Genomic DNA, 17,411 nt, shown 5'->3' on the forward strand with positions numbered 1-17,411 from the left:
CCCCGGCGGGCGGATACTGCGCCCATGGCTACATATGTGATCGTCGGCGCGGGCCTGGCGGGGGCCAAGGCGGCGCAGACGTTGCGCGAAGAAGGCTCAGGCGACCAGATCGTCCTGATCGGCGCGGAGTCCGAACGCCCTTACGAACGACCGCCCCTGTCGAAGGAATACCTGCTGGGCAAGAGCGAGCGGGAGAAGATCTTCGTCCACGGCGCCGACTGGTACGCCGACAATGACGTGGATCTCCGGACCGGCCTGCGGGTCACGCGTGTCGACCTCGACGAGCACGCGGTCAGGTTCGCCGACGGCTCGCGCCAGCCGTATGACAAGCTGCTGATCGCGACGGGGGCGACGCCGAGGCGGCTGCCCGGCCCCGCCCTCTACCTGCGCACGGTCGGGGACAGCGAGGCGCTCAAGGCCCGCTTCGCCGACGCCGAGCGGGTGATCGTCGTCGGCGCGGGCTGGATCGGCCTGGAGACCGCCGCGGCCGCCCGCAAGGCCGGGTGCGAGGTCACGATCGTCGAACCCGACCCCACGCCGCTGTATCGGCCGCTCGGACCCGAACTCGGCGAGGTCTTCGCCCGGCTGCACCGGCGCAACGGCGTCGACCTGCGCACCGGTACCGGCGCCGCGGAGATCACCGAGACCGGCGTGCGGCTCAGCTCCGGCGAGCGCCTGGCCGCCGACCTGGTGGTCGTCGGCATCGGCGCGGCGCCCGAGGTCGGCCTGGCCCGCGACGCCGGACTGGACGTCGGCAGCGGCATCCTGACGGACGCCGCCCTGCGTACCTCGCATCCCGACGTGTTCGCCGCGGGCGATGTCGCCGAGGCGTTCCATCCGCTGTACGGCCGGCGCATCCGGGTCGAACACTGGGCCAACGCGCTCAACGGCGGCCCCGTGGCGGCCCGGTCCATGCTGGGCCAGGACGTCACCTACGACCGCCTGCCGTACTTCTACACCGACCAGTACGACCTGGGCATGGAGTTCACCGGCGACATCCAGGGCTACGACGAGGTCGTCTACCGGGGCTCGGTCCCCGACCAGGAGTTCGTCGCCTTCTGGCTGCGCGAGGGCAAGGTCGTCGCCGGCATGAACGTCAACGTCTGGGACGTCATCGACGAGATCAAGCAGCTCATCCGCTCCGGTGTGACCGTGGACCCGAAGGAGCTCACGCCGGATCGGTGATGATGATCGGGGTCTGAGACGGCTTGGCGCCGGTCTTCTTCTTCTTTTTCTTCTTGGTGGTGGTGGTGGGTTCCGGCGCCTGCTGCTTCGACGCGCACTGGACCGAGCAGGGCGGCGTCTCGCCCACCCGGCCGCGCAGCTTCAGCGTCTCCTCCTTCGGCGACAGCGTCTTGTTGCCGGACTCCCAGGCTTCGAGGTAGGTCCAGGGGTTCACCATGCCCCGGCGCACCCACCAGTAGGCGGGGCCGGTCTTCCAGGAGATCGCGAAGTACAGGTTCGGGGCGGTGATGCCGGCGTTACCGGAGTTGCCGACCCGGCCGAGCGTCTGCCCGACCTTCACCTTCACGCCCGGCTTGAGGCCGTCGGCCACGGTGTCGAGATGGCCGCCGAGGTAGCGGACGCCGTCCTCGCCGATGATCGTGACGTAGCGGCCCTCACGGGCGGCGCCCACGTCGGTGGCGGACGACCACCTGTTCAGGGTGTTGACCTCGTCGACCACGCCGTCGACGGGCGACACGAAGGCGCATCCCTTGGCCGCCCAGATCGTCGTCTTCGGGAGTACGAGGAGCTTGCGCTCGTAGGTCGTCTTGCAGCCCTGGACGGGGAAGGAGTAGGTGTACTTCGACACCTTCGGCGGCGGGATCTTGGTCGGATCCTCGCCCTGGGGCGGCGTGTCGGCCGACTGGGCGTCGCCCGACGGGATGGTGCCGGTGACGGACGGGCTGGCGCTCGCCGTGGCCGCGGCCGATGACTGCGCGCTGACGCCCGCCACACCGGTGGCCGGCGAGCACGCGCTCGCCAGAAGCGCGGCGCCCGCTAAAGCCGCCCATCGTCCGAGATGCCCCGCTCGCATGATCTCCACCCGTGTCGATGTTCCACCGCAAACATTTACCTTTGTAGCCGACCGGGGACGTGCTACCGACATATTTCCCCCTTTCGCGACTCGACGGTGACATCCCCTTATCACCAGGTCACCGTTACCTTACGGAGGGCAGTCATGAGCCCGGGTGGGGCCGGTTGTCGTAGCGCGGGAATAGACTCACCGGCGTGGCTGGCCGGATCCGTGACGTCGACATCGCGCTCGTTCGTGAGCGATCACCCATCGCCGATGTGATCGGCGAGCACATCCAGTTGCGCAACGCGGGGGGCGGCAACCTCAAGGGGTTGTGCCCGTTCCACGATGAGAAGAGCCCGTCCTTCAACGTGACGCCCGAGCGCGGCATGTACTTCTGCTTCGGCTGCAGCGAGGGCGGCGACGTCATCACGTTCGTCGAGAAGATCGAGCACCTGACGTTCGGCGAGGCGGTCGAGCGGCTGGCGCAGCGGGCCGGCATCCAGCTGCAGTACGAGCAGGGCGGCTACATGCCGCGGCGCGACCTCGGCGAGCGGGCCCGGCTGATCGAGGCGCACAAGGCCGCCGCCGAGTTCTACGTCGACAAGCTGCTCGGCCCGGACGCCGCGCCCGGGCGGCGGTTCCTGTCGGAGCGGGGGTTCGAGCGGGCCGACGCCGAGATGTTCGGCGTGGGTTACGCGCCCAACGAGTGGGAGGCGCTGGCCCGGCATCTCATGGGGCGGGGCTTCACCGCCGAGGAGATCGTCAAGGGCGGGCTGGCCAAGGAGGGGCGGCGCGGGCCGATCGACCGGTTCCGCGGGCGGCTGATCTGGCCGATCCGTGATGCTACGGGCGACGTGATCGGGTTCGGGGCGCGCAAGCTGCTCGACTCCGATGACGGGCCGAAATATCTCAACACCCCTGATTCCCCGCTCTACAAGAAGAGCCAGGTGCTCTACGGCATCGACCTGGCCAAGCGGGAGATCTCCAAGCGGTCCCAGGCGGTGATCGTCGAGGGCTACACCGACGTCATGGCCTGCCACCTGGCGGGGGTGCCGACGGCGGTCGCCACCTGCGGCACGTCGTTCGGTGAGGAGCACATCAAGATCCTGCGGCGCTTCCTGCTCGACCAGGCGGAGTTCCGCGGCGAGGTGATCTTCACCTTCGACGGCGACGCGGCCGGGCAGAAGGCGGCGCTGCGGGCGTTCGCCGACGAGCAGAAGTTCGTCACCCAGACCTACGTGGCCGTGCAGCCCGACGGGCTCGACCCGTGCGACCTGCGCGTCAAGCAGGGCGATGCGGCCGTGCGCGACCTGATCGCCAGCCGTGAGCCGCTGTTCCAGTTCGCCATCCGCAGCACGATCAGCCGTTACGACCTGCGCAGCAACGAGGGCAAGATCGCCGCGCTCGACGCGGCGGCGCCGATCGTGGCCGGGATCAAGGACGTCGGCCTGCGCAAGCGCTACGCGATCGACCTCGACCGGTGGCTCGGCTTCATGGACGAGCGGTTCGTCATGCAGCGCATCGCCGAGGTCGGCGGGGCCCAGCAGGGCCGCCCGCAGCGGGCGCCGAAGTCCGCGCCCGTCGATCCCAACGTGCGGGTCGAGGGCGAGTTGCTCAAGCTGGCCATCCAACGGCCCGCGCTGCTCGGCCCCCGCTTCGACGCGCTCGACCCGCGGGCGTTCACCGCGCCCGACCACGTCCTCGTGCACCAGGTGATCACCGCGGCGGGTGGCGCCGCGTCGGCCGGCCACGGCGGCCGGGAGTGGGTCGACCGGCTCCTGGAGCAGTGTCATGACGACGTGACGCGGGCGCTGGTGACCCGGTTCGCGGTCGAGGCGATCCGGGCCGACTCGCACACCGAGGAGCGCTACGGGGCGGCCATGCTGGCGGCGATCGAGGCCATCGCGGTCGACCGGGCGATCGCTCAGGTCAAGTCGCGCATCCAGCGGCTCAACCCGGTGGAGGAGCAGCAGGACTACAACCGGCTGTTCGGCGAATTGGTGGCGCTGGAGCAGCAGCGCAGGGTCCTCCGGGACCGGGCCGCGGGCAGCTGAGGGTTTTCGGCGGGGATGTGAGCATCCGCCTTGCCCACGGTGCCGGCCGCGAATGGGGCTCCGTAACGGCTTGTTCAAGAGCTGCCGAGCAGAAGATGTCGGGAACTTGTTGAATCCAGATGACGGTGGCGGAATCCTTCACGAGCCCCGCCGGACCTCGGAGTTAAGCGGCATCCGGGCAGGCTGCGCCATGCGACCGGCGACAACCCCGGGCCGGACGCGTCTTACTCGACCGCGTAATTGACTTTACTTTCCTGATCAAAGTCCCGCCAAACCTTTAAGTGATCTCGTTTTGGTAAGGGTCACGGCCTTACCTTCGGTTACAAAAATGGGTCTGCCATTTTACGGAACCAATACTGCAGACTGTGTCCCGTGGGTGCATCGGTACTGCCAAGTGGACCGCCATCCGTAGATCAAGTGGCGGACCTCGTCGCGAAGGGAAGGGAGCGCGGAAGCGTAACCGTCGATGACGTCGCAGCCGCGCTTGACCGCTCAGAGCTCCCGTCCGACGCGTTGGAACGCGTCGTGCGGATGCTCGCGGAGAACGGCGTGGAGGTTCTCGAACCCCAGGGAGAGGAAGAGACCACCCGCGCCGACGAGGAAGACGTAGGCAAGCGGGCCCCGACCAGCGATCTTGTCCGTATCTACCTGCGGGAGATCGGCCGGGTGCCTCTGCTCACAGCCGAAGAGGAGGTGGAGCTCGCCAAGTCGATCGAAGCCGGTCTGTTCGCCGAGGACAAGCTGGCCAGTGGCGTATCGCGGCTGGCCTTCCCTGAGTTCAGGGAGCTCGTCTGGCAGGGAACCCGGGCGAAACAACGCCTCATCGAGGCGAATCTCAGGCTCGTCGTCTCGATCGCCAAACGTTATGTGGGTCGTGGAATGCTCTTCCTGGACCTCATCCAGGAAGGCAACCTCGGGCTCATCCGCGCGGTCGAGAAGTTCGACTACACCAAGGGATACAAGTTCTCCACTTATGCCACGTGGTGGATCCGGCAGGCGATCACGCGGGCGATAGCCGACCAGGCGCGCACCATTCGCATTCCGGTGCACATGGTGGAGACGATCAACAAGCTCGTCAGAGTGCAGCGGCAGCTCCACCAGGACCTGGGCCGTGAGCCCGCGCCCGAGGAGATCGCCAAGGAGATGGATCTCCCGGTCGATCGTGTGGTGGAGATCCAGCGCATCGCCCAGGAGCCGGTGTCACTGCAGTCGCCGATCGGTGAGGAAGACTCCGACCTCGGCGACTTCATCGAGGACGCCGACGCGGTCGTGCCCATGGAGGCGGCGGCCTTCATCATGCTGCAGGACCAGCTCGACGACATCCTGGCGACGCTGTCGGACCGCGAGCAGCGCATCATCCAGCTCCGCTTCGGCCTGGCCGACGGGCATCCGCGCACGCTGGAGGAGGTGGGCAGGGAGTTCGGCGTCACCAGGGAGCGCATCCGGCAGATCGAGTCGAAGACGCTGGCCAAGCTCCGCCACCCGACCAGGGCGCAGATGCTGCGGGACTATCTGGATTGAGATGTTCAACCGTTCGAGCTGGTGACCTGCCGATCCGGTAGGTCACCAGCTCTGGTTCTGGCTCATTCGTGGTGGGGCGCGAGCCGGCTGCGCCGCGCCGCCGCCGCGCTCGCCGCGTCCGGGCACGAGGTTGTCGGATACGACCCCGGGAACACCCCGACGCCCGAGGGCGTCACCCGGGCCGAGGTCGCCAGGCAACTCGCCGGTGACGGCGAGGCGGTCATCGAGCGGTTCCTGACCGGCACCCGGAAGCATGCCGTACGGCGAGCGCACGAGATGCACGACACAGGCGCCTACCTCGCTGACCTCGGCGTGCCGGCCGAGATGACCCGCGCCACCGAGCAGGCCCTGCGCCGGTTCGCCACGCAGGGGGGCTGAACGTTCTCTCGCCGGGGAGGCACATCACGGGGGTGGGGCGAGTCGGCCGGCGGGCCGGGATCCTCCCCGGCCCGCCGTTCTCATGAACTCTTACGAACAGCCCTCGAACTGCGGGACCGCGATGGTGCTGAGGTTCAGACCGGCCTTGCCGAACCACTTGTGGAGCAGCTTCGAGGCCGTCCCGTCCTGGTACATGGTGGTGATCGCCCGGTTGACCGCCTCACAGCCCGCGACGTCGCCCTTGTGCATGCCGACCCCGGTCCGCTGCTCGTTGAACTGGGCGTTGACCAGGCGCAGCCCGCTGCCGTCCTTGATGGCCAGCCCGGCCAGGATGACGTCGTTGGTGGTGATCGCGTCCACCCGGCGATCCTTGAGCGCCGCCAGGCAGGCCGCGTAGTCGCTCACCGGGACCACCTGCGCGGCCACCTTGCGCTCCTCCACGACCCGCTGCGCCGCGTTCGAGCCCGCCACCTGGCAGATCTTGCGGCCCTTGAGGTCGCGGACGTTCCCGATCGACGGCTCGTCCGGTCGTACCAGGATGTCCTGGTAGGAGATGTGGTACGGCCCGGCGAACAGGACCTTCGACTTGCGGTCCTGGCTGATCGTGTACGTCGCCAGCACGAGGTCGGCCTTGCCGTCGACCAGGACCTTCTCCCGATCGGCCGCCAGCACCGGGATGAACTCGAAGTCCTTGCCGAGCTTCTGGGCGATGTAGCGGGCCACGTCCACGTCGAAGCCCTCGAAGGTGCCGTCGGCCTTGCGCGCGCCGACCGACGGCAGGTCGGTACGGACCCCGATGACGATCTTGTCCTTGGACTCGATCGACTCCGAGCCGCCCATGCCGCACCCCCCGGCGAGCAGCGCCGTCAGGACCAGCACCGCGGGTAGCAGCCGCTTCATCGATACTCCTTGAGCCGTGGCCACACCCCGGCGATGACCAGCAGGCCGAGGCCGCCGATCGCGAACGGGAGCAGCCGCCACAGATTGTCGAGCGCGCTCTCGCCGGCGTCCGTGGCCCGCTTGAACACGGCCTCATGCTGCTCGGCGAGGTTCAGCAGCGCCTTGTCGTAGGCGTCGAAGGACTCGCGGACCGTCCCCAGCCTGGCCGACACGGCCTCACTGGCCTGACCGCTGGCGGCCAGGGCGCGGAACTTGGCGTCGGCGTCCTGGAAGCGGGTGTACGCGTCGAGCGCCCGCTCGCCGTCGCTGCCGCCGAGCTCGGTGCCCAGCAGGCCGAGGAAGTGCTTGGCGCCCTGCGCCACCTTGGCCTGGTAGCCGTCGAGGTTGCCCGCCTCCAGGTAGATCACCGACTGCGACTTGTCGAGGAAGGTGTGCTCGTAGGTGTCGGCCCGGCCCTTGTCGAGCAGGAACCGGCTCTGGTCGCCGTGCAGGCTGTTGCTGATCGCGCGGGCCCTGGCCAGCGTGAGCACCGAGTCGAAGCCGTCGGCCTTGGCGGTGCGCAGCTCTCGCAGGTCCCGGCCGAGCACGTTCACCCCGGCGACCAGCGCGACGATGGTCACGACGGTCGCGGCCAGCAGCGCCGGCCCGAACACCCGGCGGAAGCGCCGCGCCAGGAAGACCTGCAGCCAGATCAGGCAGCCCAGCGCCAGCAGCCCGGCCACGATCACCGCCAACCGTACGGCAGGCACCATGACGCTCTTCTCGTCATAGGTGCGCCGCACGATCGTGCCGCTCTCCAGCGTCAGGTTGTAGGCCTGGGGGAGCAGGACCAGCCGCATCAGGTCGGTGGCCTGCCGGTACACCTCGACCACCTTCTGCGGCGGCGGCCCGGCCGGGTGATCGGCCTGGGTGTCGAGCAGCAGCGCCTGCCCGGCCAGCCGTTCGTAGCGGCCGAGGCCGTCGAGCACGGACTGGACGGTCTGCCGCTCGGCGGGGTTGTCGCCGGACAGCTCGAACGCCTTCAGCAGCGCCTGGTTGGCCTCGGAGCGCCGCCGTTCGTACTGGGCGATCGCGGCCTGGCGCTGTGTGCCGTACTCCTTGCCCATCAGCAGCGCGTCGGCGACCTGCGCGTCCATGTCGCTCAGCCCGAGGTACAGGCCGGCGGTGGCGACGACCTGCGGGCCCGCGTCGCGGCCGATCACCGTCAGCCCGTCGCGCGCGCTCGTGCTGCCGACCGCCAGCGCGGCGAAGAGCAGCGCCAGGGAGGCCACGGTGATGCCGGAGATGACCCGGATCCGGCCCGGCACGCTCCGGCGCTCCGGAGCCGGGGTCCCCGGCGGGGCCGGCACGGCCTGACCGGGCCGACCGGCCTGGACGATGGTCATGGCGCCCCCTCGTGGCTGGTGACGGCGGTCCCTGTGACGGCGGTCCCTGTGACGGCGGTCATGGTGTGCCTTCGCGGATCGTGATGACGGTCCACGCGCCGAGGTGGATGCGGTCGCCCGCGCCCACCCGGACCGGCACGTTGACCATGACCGGCTTGCCGTTCACCTGGGTGCCGTTGGCGGAGCCCGGGTCCACGAGCGTCCACGAGCCGTCGTGCTGGGCCAGCAGCACGGCGTGCAGGTGGGACACGCCGGGGTCTTCCGGCGGCCCGGTCAGGTCGATCTCCGGCCGCAGGTCGCGGCCCCGGCTGCGGCGGCCGATGCGTACCTGCTCGCCCGACAGAGCGAAGGACCGCTCGGGACAGTACGGCGGGTAGGCGACGACGTGGGCGTCGGGGCCGCCCTCGGCGATCACCTGGTCGTAGTAGGCGCGGTCGGCGGCGGTGACCGCCTCCCAGCGGGCGCCGGACACGGGCGCCAGCGACGGCGCGGTGCCGGAGTAGTCGTGGCCGCACACCTCGCAGAACTGCCCGGCACGCGGCGTCTGGCAGACGGGACAGTCCTCCACCGCGCCCCCGGCGCCGGTGGGTGCGGCGGAGCCGGCCGGGCTGGTGACCGGCGCCGGCGCCGCGGAGCCGGCCATCTGGAGGCCGCAGACGTCGCAGTATTCGTCGTCACCCGACGCGTGGCCCTGTGGGCAGGTCGCCATCAGCTGCCCTCCCCGTCCTTGCGCAGCCTGCTGGTACGTACCGAGCCCGTGTCGAGCTCGATGGCGTCGGCCTTGTCGACGTTCCTGCGCAGCCGGGCCGTGCCGGAGGCCGGATCCACCTCGACGACCTTGTCGAGCAGCCTGGCCGTGTCCTCGCGTCCCGAATCGACGGCGAGCTGTTTGGCCTTGGCCAGCCGGGCCGTCGCCTTGTCGACGTCGCCGGCCGCGCGGGCGCTCAGGCCGTCCTGGATCAGCTCGTGCAGCTCGGCCTGGCCGGTGTAGTGGGCGACCTTGCCGTTGATCCGGGTGGACTGGGCGAGGTCGTCGGTCCACTGGGCGAGCACGTTGCCGCTGGCGAAGACCTCCTGGGTGTCGGGGCGGAGCAGCTTCACCCAGCCCGCGCGGATCTCGCTGCCGATCTGGCCGGGCGGCACCTCGACGCACAGGTGGTACTCGCGGTCCTCGGTGCCCCACGAGCCGGTCGGGTAGTCGCCGGTCAGCGGGTTCACGTCGGTGCGCTTGCCGGTCAGGTCGAGCAGCGTGGGCGAGACCTGCTTGACCCACTTGAGCGTCGCCGTCTGCGGCACCCACACCCGCATCACCAGTTCGGCCACAGTCTTGCTCATCGAGGTCTGGGTGAGCTTGCGGAAGAAGTCGGCCAGGTCGCCCTGGTTCCTGACGAAGTCGAACGTACCCAGCAGCGCCTCGGCGACCTTGCGCAGCTCGGCGGGCACCCAGTCGTCGCCGACGCCGAGGCTGTCGCAGACGAACGCGCCCTCGCAGCGGGCCAGCGCGGCGGCGAACACGTCGGCGCGCTCGTTGTTCTGGCCGTCGGTCATCAGGATGGCGTGCCTGATCGCGTTCGGATGGGCCGACAGCATCTGGGCGGCCAGTTGCAGCCACTGGCCGATCGAGGTGCCGCCGCCGGCGGACAGCTGGCCGATGGCCCGCTGCGCCTCGGCCCGGGTGGCCGCGTTGGCCCGGACCAGCTCGGGGCCGCGCGGGTAGACGCCCCTGGCCCGGTCGGTGCCGGCGATCACCGCGAAGTGGACGCCGTCGCGCAGCGTCTGCACGGCCGTCGCGGCCGCCTGCCGGGCCTCCCGGATCTTGCCGCCGCTCATCGACCCGGACGTGTCGATGATGATCACTTCCGCGGCCTCGGCCGGGGCGGCCGTGGTGGTGGTCACCGAGCCGGTGGAGTTGATCGTGAGGATGGCGTGCACCTCGCGCCCGTCGATCGGGAGGTACTTGTTCTGGTCGATGTGGAGGGTGAAGGTGGGCTGGTCACCCATGTGCGTCTCCTAGAGGGATCAGGACGATGGTCACGTTGTCTTGCCCGCCGGAGTCGAGCGCGTGTCGCAGCATCACGCGGGCCATGTCCAGGGGGCTGCCGGTAGAAGGGAAGGTGTAGCCGTCGAGGTAGCGCCACAGGCCGTCGCTGCACACGAGCAGCAGGCCCGGGTGCTCCGGCTCCAGCACGCGGACGTGCGGGCGGACGTCGCCGTAGTCGGCGCCGAGCCAGGCGGTGATCTCGCCCGTGGGCGCGGCGTCGTCCTCGGTCAACTGGATGCCGGTCAGCTGGACGCCTGGCGGCGGACCGGTCTGGGCGGGTCGGGTCCCGGCGGGCGGAGATGCCCCGACCGGACGAGTGGCGGCGGTCGAATCGGCGTCGCCCGGTGGTGTGGCGGTGGTCGAATCGGCGTCGGCCGGCCGGATGCCGGCCGTCGGGTCGGCGTTGACCGGCTGGGTGCCGACGGACGGATCGTTCGCGGCCGGTCGGACGCCGGGGGACAGCCAGTACGCGCGGGAGTCGCCCGCCCAGCCGAGCGTGATCCGGCCGCCCTCGACGACCGCCGAGACGTAGGTGCAGGCAGGAGCATCGTCCACCGAGGTGGCCAGCTTGCCCACGGCCCGCCCGGCCAGGTCGAACGCCTCCTCGGCGGACACACCCCTGGCCAGGGCGGCGGACGCGGTCTCCACGGCGGCCGCCGACGCCTCGTCCGCGCGGGGCGAGCTGCCCACGCCGTCGCTGACCACGACCACGGTCCGCGTGTCCGTGGACAGCAGCGCCATCGCGTCCTCGTTCCGGCTGCGGCGCAGGCCCTTGTCGGTCACGCCCGCCGTGCCGTTGTCCAGCGTGAGCTCGGTGTGGTCCCGCCCGGTGGGCTGGCGCAGGCCGCACCGTTCGCAGTAGCCGTCCGCGTCCACGGCCGGCGCGCCGCACGAGGTACAGGAAGGCGCGCCGAGCGGATGGCCGCACGCCTCGCAGAAGGCGTCGCCGGTGAGCACGGGAGCCTCGCAGACCGGGCACCGCACGTCCGCCCGCGGGGCGGCGATGTGGTCCATCACACCCACGTCCGGGGCCGGACGGCGTTGGCCTGGTCGACGAGGGCCTGGCGCTCCTGGCGGGAGCTCGCGGCCACGGCCAGGCGGCGGAAGATGTCTTCCAGCCGTTTGCGGACGCCGGGTTCGGTGAACTCGGCACCCGCCAGTTTCAGCCCGCCGGGCGGCTTACCGGTGTCGAGCCAGGACAGCGCGCTCTCCAGCAGTTCGGCGATGAGCAGCTCGCGGCGGCGCGGGTCGAGGTGGGCGAGGTCGTCGAGGCGGTCGGCCGCGGCCGACAACTCGTTCGGCTTGCCCGGGTCGGCGCCGGGCGCTCTGGCCACCGAGGCCACGACCGCGAGCTGCGCGGCCACCCGGTGGCTGGAGGTGACGGGCACCTCGTCGAGCACCCCGATCCGGCCCGCCCTGGCCAGCCCGAACGCGGCGCTCACGTAGGAGTGGTCGGTACGCCACACGCTCTCGTACCAGCGGACCGGGTTGTCGTTCACGCACTCCAGCGCGAACGCCAGCCCCAGCTTGGGCGCGCACTCGCCGGGCAGCAGCGAGAAGCACTCGTCGAAGATCTGCGCCGCCCGGCCGGGCTGCCGCGCGGCCAGCAGGTGAACGGCCCGGTACCAGGTCACCCGCCAGTCGCCGGGCAGCGCCCGCTCGGCCTCGTCCAGCGCCTGGAGCGCCTGGTCCGAGCCCTGCTCGGCGAGGAGCCTGGCCTTGGTCAGCAGCGTCTCGGGCGTCCGTGCCATCCCCTCGACCTGGCTGACCAGCACGTCGGGATCGCGGCCGACCAGGCCGGCCAGCGCGCCCGCCGCCGGGTCGGCGGGGTCGGCCAGCGGCACCGGCAGCGCGGCCGCCGCCTCCAGCGGGTCGAGCCCGTCGAACACCCGCCCGCGGTCGGCGGCCAGCGCCGCTCCCGCCGCGAGCCGCTCGGGCCCGAACATCGACGACTGCGCGGGGTACGGCACGCCCTCCGTCACCGCGCTGATCTCGCGCAGCACGCCGACGAGCTGTTCCTCCATCTCCTCCGCGCTCTGGAACCTGGCGGCGGGATCCGGCGCGGTCGCCCGCCGCAGCAGCCGCGCGAACGACTCGTTGCCGCAGTCCGTCGGCAACGGGTTCTCCGCGCCGCCCTTGGCCGGGCTGAACGACGGGATGGTCAGCACCGCCAGCGTCCTGGCCACCGTGTACAGGTCGGAGGCGACGGACGAGGGCCGGGTGTCGAGCTCGGGCGCGTGGTAGCCGACCGTGGCCCAGGACGTGCCCGGCGGCGAGCCCACGCGCTGGACCGCGCCCAGGTCGATGAGCTTGAGCCGCTTGCCGACCCTGATCACGTTGGCCGGCTTGAGGTCGCAGTAGACCAGGCCCTGCTCGTGCAGGTAGCCGAACGCGCGCAGGATCTCCCGCCCGTACATCAGCGTCTCGCGCAGCGGTAACGGACCCTGGCGGCGCAGTTCGTGCAGCGACTGGCCGCCGACGTACTCCATGACGATGTAGCCGAGGCCGGCGGAGCGCTGGAAGTTGATGATCTTGACGATGTTCGGGTGGTCGACGGTGGTGAGGAACTTCCGCTCGGCCTCCGCCGCCGCCAGCGCCTCGGCGTCGGCGGTGTTCAGCAGGCCCTTGAGCACCACCCAGCGGCCGTCGAGGTTCTCGTCGGCGGCCAGGTAGATCCAGCCGAGGCCACCGTGCGCCAGGCAGCCCAGCACCCGGTACTGGCCCGCCACCAGGTCGTCCTGGCCCAGCTTGGGGGTGAAGGAGAACTGGGTGCGGCAGTGCGGGCAGAACCCGTCGGGCAGCCCGGCGCGTCCCTGCCTGGAGCGGCCGACCGGCTCACCGCACGCCGGGTTGGCGCAGAACCGCTTCTCCTCCGGCACCTCGGGATTGGCCATGATCGCGCTGGCCGGATCCCGGTAGGGCACCGACGGCAGGTCGGTCAGCTCGCCCAGCACGCCGGCCCGCGACCGGCCACTGCTCAGCGGGCCGGTCATCGGCCGGCTCACCGGCCGGGTGTCCGGGGATGGTGAGGAGGCCGATGATGAGGGGGCGGACACGGGCGCGGCGGCTGTCGCCGCGTGCCCGCACAGGTCGCAGTAGCCATCTTCGATCGTGCCCGTACAGCCTGGCTGGGCGCATCCGGTCATCGGCCACCTCCGTGGATCGCACGCTGGTACAGGTCGACGGCTTGTGCCGCCTTCGTCAGATCGCAGGGAGCGCTCCACAGCAGCAGCCGCGCCCGCTCGTACAGCTCGGTGGCGGCCGGGTCCTCCGCCAGGCCCTTGCGCACCGCCATCGCCTGGCACGCGCCGAGCAGCCCGCGCAGTTCGTTCCGCCGGCCGATCAGGCCGAACAGCGCCTTCGCCGTGGCCTGTGCCTGCTGGGCGGCCTGCTCGGTGCTCTGCTCCAGCGCCGTCAGCCGGCCGGACCTGTCGAGCCAGGTGCCGGTCGAGGCGTCGAGCGCGTCGAGTTCCCCGGCCAGCGCCTCCACCTTGCTGCGCGGCTGCGCCTGCGGCGGCAGGGCGATCTTGGCGACGACCGTGCCGTGGGCCACCCTGGCGTCGCTCTCGGCCGCCCGCACTCGGTCCAGCGCGGCCACCAGCTCCTCGCGCCGCCTGCCGTACTCCTGGCTGACCCGCAGGGCCCGCTCCAGGTCCGCGCGGGCGCTCGCCAGGGCGCCGGTGACGCGGGCCAGCTCGTGGTCGGGTGGGGCCGAGCCGAGGGGGTCTTCCAGTGCGGCGGCGCGCATCCGCTTCAGCTCGGTCTCCGCCTGGGTCAAATCGAGGGTCTCGCCGAGCTGCCGCTGCAGGTCATTCACCACGCGTAGCTCGGCGTCGGCGGCGTCGAGGCGGGGCAGCGCCGCGGACCAGATCGTGTCGATCTCGGTCAGCACGTCCGTGGCGAGCTGGAAGGCGGCGTCCATCCGGGCGACGGTCTCGTCCAGGGTGAGCCGCTCGTCCGCCTGGGGGAGCAGGGAGCGTTCCTCGACCGGCTTGGCGGCCGCCTTCAGGACCACCGAGCGGCCGGACAGCAGCTCGGTCAAGGTGGTGAGCTGCTCCGCGCCGAGGCGGCCGCGGGGGCCCTTGACCTGCTCGGCTGTGCGTAATACGCCCCGGTAGGTGTCGTAAAGCGCCCACAACGCGGCGAGCGCGCTCTGCGCGGCGGCCCAGCGGGTCTGGGTCGGGCCGCGTAAGGAGGCGCCCTTGAGTAACTGATAGGTGGTGTGCGCTTCAAGATCGAGCAGGTCGCCGGAGATGCGGTCGCGCTCGTCGGAACGAGCGCGCAGCGCGTACTCCGCGCCCTCCCTGCTCATGGGTGGTCCGAGACTCATCACGCTCCCCGTGATACGGGCCCCCGCGCCCCGTTGTCTACCGGCTAAACGGTGAAACCGACCGGTTGGTTCCGAAGGTAGGGGAGACCCTGACTTGTCCCTGATTCAACCCTGTCTCACCTGCAATTCGCTTAAAGGATCTCGTAGCGTCTTAGGCATGGGACGCATACTTCTCGCAATCCTGGCGATCATCGCCGTGTTCATCCTCATCGGCCCCCTCGTGGGCTTCGCCTTCACGCTGCTCAAGTGGGGCCTCATCATCGGTGCCGTGGCCTTCGGGATCATGCTCGTGTCCAAGTGGGTTCGGACGTAACAACCTGGCTTCCTGCGGCTCGGCGGCGCATAGTGGGTTGATGGAGGCGCGGCCGGCGGTTGACGATGCCGCGCTCGGGCGCGAGGCGATGTCCGTGCTCGAGGCGAACTGGACGGGAACCTCCACCGTGCCCGCTCCAGGTCTCTACCCGCACCAGTGGAGCTGGGACTCGGCGTTCGTGGTGATCGGCCTGGCCAGGCACCGGCCTGACCGGGCAAGAGCCGAGCTGCTCAGCCTGCTGGCCGGGCAGTGGGCGACCGGGATGGTGCCGCACATCGTCTTCCACACTCCCGAGGCGTACTTCCCGGGCCCTTCGGTCTGGCGCTCGCAGGACCACGACGCCGCGCCGCGCGTGCTCACCTCGGGCCTCACCTCGCCACCGCTGCAGGCGCTGGCCCTGTCGTGGCTCTACCGGCACACAGGCGACGCCGACTTCGTCAGGCGGGCGTTTCCGGCGCTGGCCGCCCAGCACGCCTACCTGGCCACCGAGCGCGACCTCGGCGGCTCGGGGCTGGCCGCGATCGTGCACCCCTGGGAATCGGGCATGGACGACAGCCCGGCCTGGGACCAGGCGCTCGCCGCGCTGCCCGAGATCAGGTACGGCTACCGCAACGTCGAACTCGACGAGCGCCACCCCGACAGCGACCATGACCGCTACGTCTGGCTGGCCCTGCGTTACCGCAACGCCGGCTACCGGTCCGAATACCTGCGCGACGAGCACCCGTTCGCCATCGAGGACCCGATGTTCAACGGGATCTGGCTCGCCTCCTGCCTGGCCTTGGCCGACCTGGCGCCGCTGGCCCGCGCCGACCCGGTGCCCCACGCCGAGCAGGCCGAACGCATCAGGCGGGCGCTCCTCGACCGCCTCTGGGACGGCTGCTTCTACGCCCGAGACCTGCGGGCCGACCGGCTCATCCGCGTCTGTACGGTCGGCGGCTTCGGCCCGCTGCTCGACCCCGGCCTGCCCAGCGACCGCGTCCAGGCGGCCATCGACGTGCTCGAATCGGCCAGGTTCATGGGCGCCACCGGCTACCCGGTGCCCAGCTGCGAGATCCGCGCGACCCAGTTCGACCGCACCCGCTACTGGCGCGGCCCGTCCTGGGTGAACACCAACTGGCTGCTGCGCCGCGCCGCCGGCGTGCACGCGCTCGACTCGCTCGGCCAGCAGCTCACCAACGGCACGCTCCGCCTGGTCAGGCAGGCCGGGTTCCGCGAGTGCTTCGACCCGTTCGACGGCAGCGGCCGGGGGTGCAGGGACTTCTCCTGGAGTGCGGCGCTGACCCTGGACCTGCTCGCCGATAGCGTGAAGGAATGAGCTTCCTTCGCCGCCTGCCCGCCGACGTCCGCAAGGCCCTGGTCACCGAGCCGGGGGAGCGGGTGCTGACCTTCGCCGCCACCGGCGACGGGCACGTGGTGGCCACGAACCTGGCGCTGCACCTGCCCGGCGGGGTCCGCGTACCGTACGAGACGATCGACCGGGCCGCCTGGGACGAGGAGGGGCTGAACGTCCTCACCATGTCCGGCGAGAGGCACCGCGTGCTGCTGCCGGAGCCGCGGCTGCTGCCCGAGACGGTGCGTGAGCGGGTCAACGCCACCATCGTGGTGAACAAGCACGTGGACCTGCCCGGGCGTGGCGGGGTACGGCTGGTGGCCAGGCGCCGGCCCGGCGGCGAGGTGCTGGGGTGGACCCTCGTCTTCGACGAAGGTCTCGATCCGGACGACCCGGGTGTACGGGCCCAGGCCGAACAGGCCCTTGAGGGCGTACGGCGCAGCATGGGCGTGTGAGCTGTTCCCCGTTCCCCGGGCATGGGTCCCATGCCCGGGGTGGCCGGTCTCAGTAAGGGATGCCGGTTTCGTTGGTCTTCTTCTCGTTGACCTGTTCTCCGGGCCAGCCGGTGCCGGTGTCGGCGTGGTCGTGCTTGTTGAGGAACGGGATCCGATGCTGGAGCGTGTCACCCACCTTCGACCTGGCCACTCCGGCCGCCTTGGACACCTGCGCGCCGACCACCCCCGCGGTCTCCTGGAACCTGGGACTGTCGGCAACACGCTGGGCCGCCCGCTTGATCTGCTCATAGCGTTCGCGACCAGCCCGGCTGCCCAGGACGTAGCCGACAGCGAGCCCAATGGCGAACGTCATTCGATAACGCATATTGCACCTCCGCTGTCTCCGGACTACCCCGCTGACGATGCGACACGCACTCCTGGAGTGCGCTAATCTATTCCTGCGCCCAAGGGGAGCGGACCGCAGGACCGCCGACCAGCGCGAAACGTTCGATCCCGCGTAGCTCAACGGCAGAGCAGCCGGCTGTTAACCGGCAGGTTATAGGTTCGAGTCCTATCGCGGGAGCAACACCGAGCTCCCCCTTCCCGGATCCTGGGAAGGGGGAGTTTTCGCTTCCCAGGACTGACTATGGAGCTCCTCTTGCCGGTCAGCACCCCGAGGCCACCCCGCCGCTGCCGCCATTCACG

Annotated in this window: 16 protein-coding genes and 1 tRNA gene; 8 read left to right on the forward strand and 9 right to left on the reverse strand. The window is 70.7% G+C overall.

The annotated features are described in order from the left end of the window. The first annotated feature begins 24 nt into the window (after positions 1 to 24). Positions 25 to 1,185 carry an FAD-dependent oxidoreductase gene (locus tag AB0B91_RS09090; protein ID WP_358317710.1) on the forward strand — a complete coding sequence of 387 codons (1,161 nt, stop codon included), beginning with the start codon at positions 25 to 27 and terminating at the stop codon, positions 1,183 to 1,185. Here AB0B91_RS09090 and AB0B91_RS09095 read toward each other — a convergent pair. Further along, complete coding sequence (locus AB0B91_RS09095; protein ID WP_358317712.1) at positions 1,169 to 2,038, reverse strand: M23 family metallopeptidase; 870 nt, start codon at positions 2,036 to 2,038, stop codon at positions 1,169 to 1,171. The genes AB0B91_RS09090 and AB0B91_RS09095 overlap by 17 nt on opposite strands. 194 nt (positions 2,039 to 2,232) lie before the next feature. Between AB0B91_RS09095 and dnaG the strand changes: the two genes are divergently transcribed. The 3 genes from dnaG (at position 2,233) to AB0B91_RS09110 (ending at position 5,973) form a co-directional block, all read left to right on the forward strand. Next, a complete protein-coding gene (gene dnaG, locus AB0B91_RS09100) occupies positions 2,233 to 4,074 on the forward strand; it encodes a DNA primase (protein WP_358317714.1) in 1,842 nt (613 codons plus the stop codon). Between the two features lie 417 nt (positions 4,075 to 4,491). Further along, the gene (rpoD, locus tag AB0B91_RS09105) at positions 4,492 to 5,595 is read left to right on the forward strand and encodes an RNA polymerase sigma factor RpoD (RefSeq protein WP_214638280.1); all 1,104 of its coding nucleotides are present in this window, start codon (positions 4,492 to 4,494) and stop codon (positions 5,593 to 5,595) included. A gap of 21 nt (positions 5,596 to 5,616) precedes the next feature. Continuing rightward, on the forward strand, positions 5,617 to 5,973 hold the full coding sequence (locus AB0B91_RS09110) for a DUF1932 domain-containing protein (protein ID WP_358317716.1): 357 nt from the start codon (positions 5,617 to 5,619) through the stop codon (positions 5,971 to 5,973). A 90-nt stretch (positions 5,974 to 6,063) separates the two neighbouring features. Here the strand turns inward: AB0B91_RS09110 and AB0B91_RS09115 are convergent, their stop codons facing one another. The 7 genes from AB0B91_RS09115 to AB0B91_RS09145 are packed head-to-tail and all read right to left on the reverse strand — an operon-like array spanning position 6,064 to position 14,629. After that, positions 6,064 to 6,873, reverse strand: coding sequence for a glutamate ABC transporter substrate-binding protein (locus AB0B91_RS09115; protein ID WP_358317718.1), 810 nt, complete (start codon positions 6,871 to 6,873; stop codon positions 6,064 to 6,066). Next, the gene (locus tag AB0B91_RS09120; RefSeq protein ID WP_358317720.1) at positions 6,870 to 8,258 is read right to left on the reverse strand and encodes a hypothetical protein; all 1,389 of its coding nucleotides are present in this window, start codon (positions 8,256 to 8,258) and stop codon (positions 6,870 to 6,872) included. Before AB0B91_RS09120 ends, AB0B91_RS09115 begins: the two co-directional genes overlap by 4 nt. Positions 8,259 to 8,316: 58 nt before the next feature. After that, positions 8,317 to 8,967 carry an FHA domain-containing protein gene (locus tag AB0B91_RS09125; RefSeq protein ID WP_358317722.1) on the reverse strand — a complete coding sequence of 217 codons (651 nt, stop codon included), beginning with the start codon at positions 8,965 to 8,967 and terminating at the stop codon, positions 8,317 to 8,319. Next, positions 8,967 to 10,259, reverse strand: a complete 1,293-nt coding sequence (locus tag AB0B91_RS09130; RefSeq protein WP_358317724.1) for a VWA domain-containing protein — start codon at positions 10,257 to 10,259, stop codon at positions 8,967 to 8,969. The genes AB0B91_RS09125 and AB0B91_RS09130 overlap by 1 nt, the downstream gene beginning before the upstream one ends. Continuing rightward, the gene (locus tag AB0B91_RS09135; protein ID WP_358317726.1) at positions 10,252 to 11,313 is read right to left on the reverse strand and encodes a protein phosphatase 2C domain-containing protein; all 1,062 of its coding nucleotides are present in this window, start codon (positions 11,311 to 11,313) and stop codon (positions 10,252 to 10,254) included. Before AB0B91_RS09135 ends, AB0B91_RS09130 begins: the two co-directional genes overlap by 8 nt. After that, a complete protein-coding gene (locus AB0B91_RS09140) occupies positions 11,313 to 13,445 on the reverse strand; it encodes a tetratricopeptide repeat protein (protein ID WP_358317728.1) in 2,133 nt (710 codons plus the stop codon). Before AB0B91_RS09140 ends, AB0B91_RS09135 begins: the two co-directional genes overlap by 1 nt. Further along, positions 13,442 to 14,629 carry a hypothetical protein gene (locus AB0B91_RS09145; RefSeq protein WP_358317730.1) on the reverse strand — a complete coding sequence of 396 codons (1,188 nt, stop codon included), beginning with the start codon at positions 14,627 to 14,629 and terminating at the stop codon, positions 13,442 to 13,444. Before AB0B91_RS09145 ends, AB0B91_RS09140 begins: the two co-directional genes overlap by 4 nt. A gap of 157 nt (positions 14,630 to 14,786) precedes the next feature. Here AB0B91_RS09145 and AB0B91_RS09150 point away from each other — a divergent pair, with 157 nt between their 5' ends. Genes AB0B91_RS09150 through AB0B91_RS09160 form a run of 3 tightly spaced genes read left to right on the forward strand, consistent with a single transcriptional unit; the run spans position 14,787 to position 16,727 of the window. Continuing rightward, positions 14,787 to 14,942 carry a hypothetical protein gene (locus tag AB0B91_RS09150; RefSeq protein WP_219527422.1) on the forward strand — a complete coding sequence of 52 codons (156 nt, stop codon included), beginning with the start codon at positions 14,787 to 14,789 and terminating at the stop codon, positions 14,940 to 14,942. 40 nt (positions 14,943 to 14,982) lie between these two features. Then, positions 14,983 to 16,257 carry a hypothetical protein gene (locus tag AB0B91_RS09155; RefSeq protein ID WP_358317732.1) on the forward strand — a complete coding sequence of 425 codons (1,275 nt, stop codon included), beginning with the start codon at positions 14,983 to 14,985 and terminating at the stop codon, positions 16,255 to 16,257. After that, a complete protein-coding gene (locus AB0B91_RS09160; RefSeq protein ID WP_358317734.1) occupies positions 16,254 to 16,727 on the forward strand; it encodes a hypothetical protein in 474 nt (157 codons plus the stop codon). The genes AB0B91_RS09155 and AB0B91_RS09160 overlap by 4 nt, the downstream gene beginning before the upstream one ends. Positions 16,728 to 16,776: 49 nt before the next feature. On the opposite strand, the gene AB0B91_RS09165 is transcribed toward AB0B91_RS09160, so the two are convergent. Beyond that, complete coding sequence (locus AB0B91_RS09165) at positions 16,777 to 17,091, reverse strand: YtxH domain-containing protein (RefSeq protein ID WP_358317736.1); 315 nt, start codon at positions 17,089 to 17,091, stop codon at positions 16,777 to 16,779. A 126-nt stretch (positions 17,092 to 17,217) separates the two neighbouring features. Here AB0B91_RS09165 and AB0B91_RS09170 point away from each other — a divergent pair. Next, a tRNA-Asn gene (locus tag AB0B91_RS09170) sits at positions 17,218 to 17,289 on the forward strand. Positions 17,290 to 17,411: the final 122 nt, after the last annotated feature.

The sequence above is a fragment of the Nonomuraea sp. NPDC049141 genome, assembly GCF_040648415.1.
GTDB lineage: Bacteria > Actinomycetota > Actinomycetes > Streptosporangiales > Streptosporangiaceae > Nonomuraea.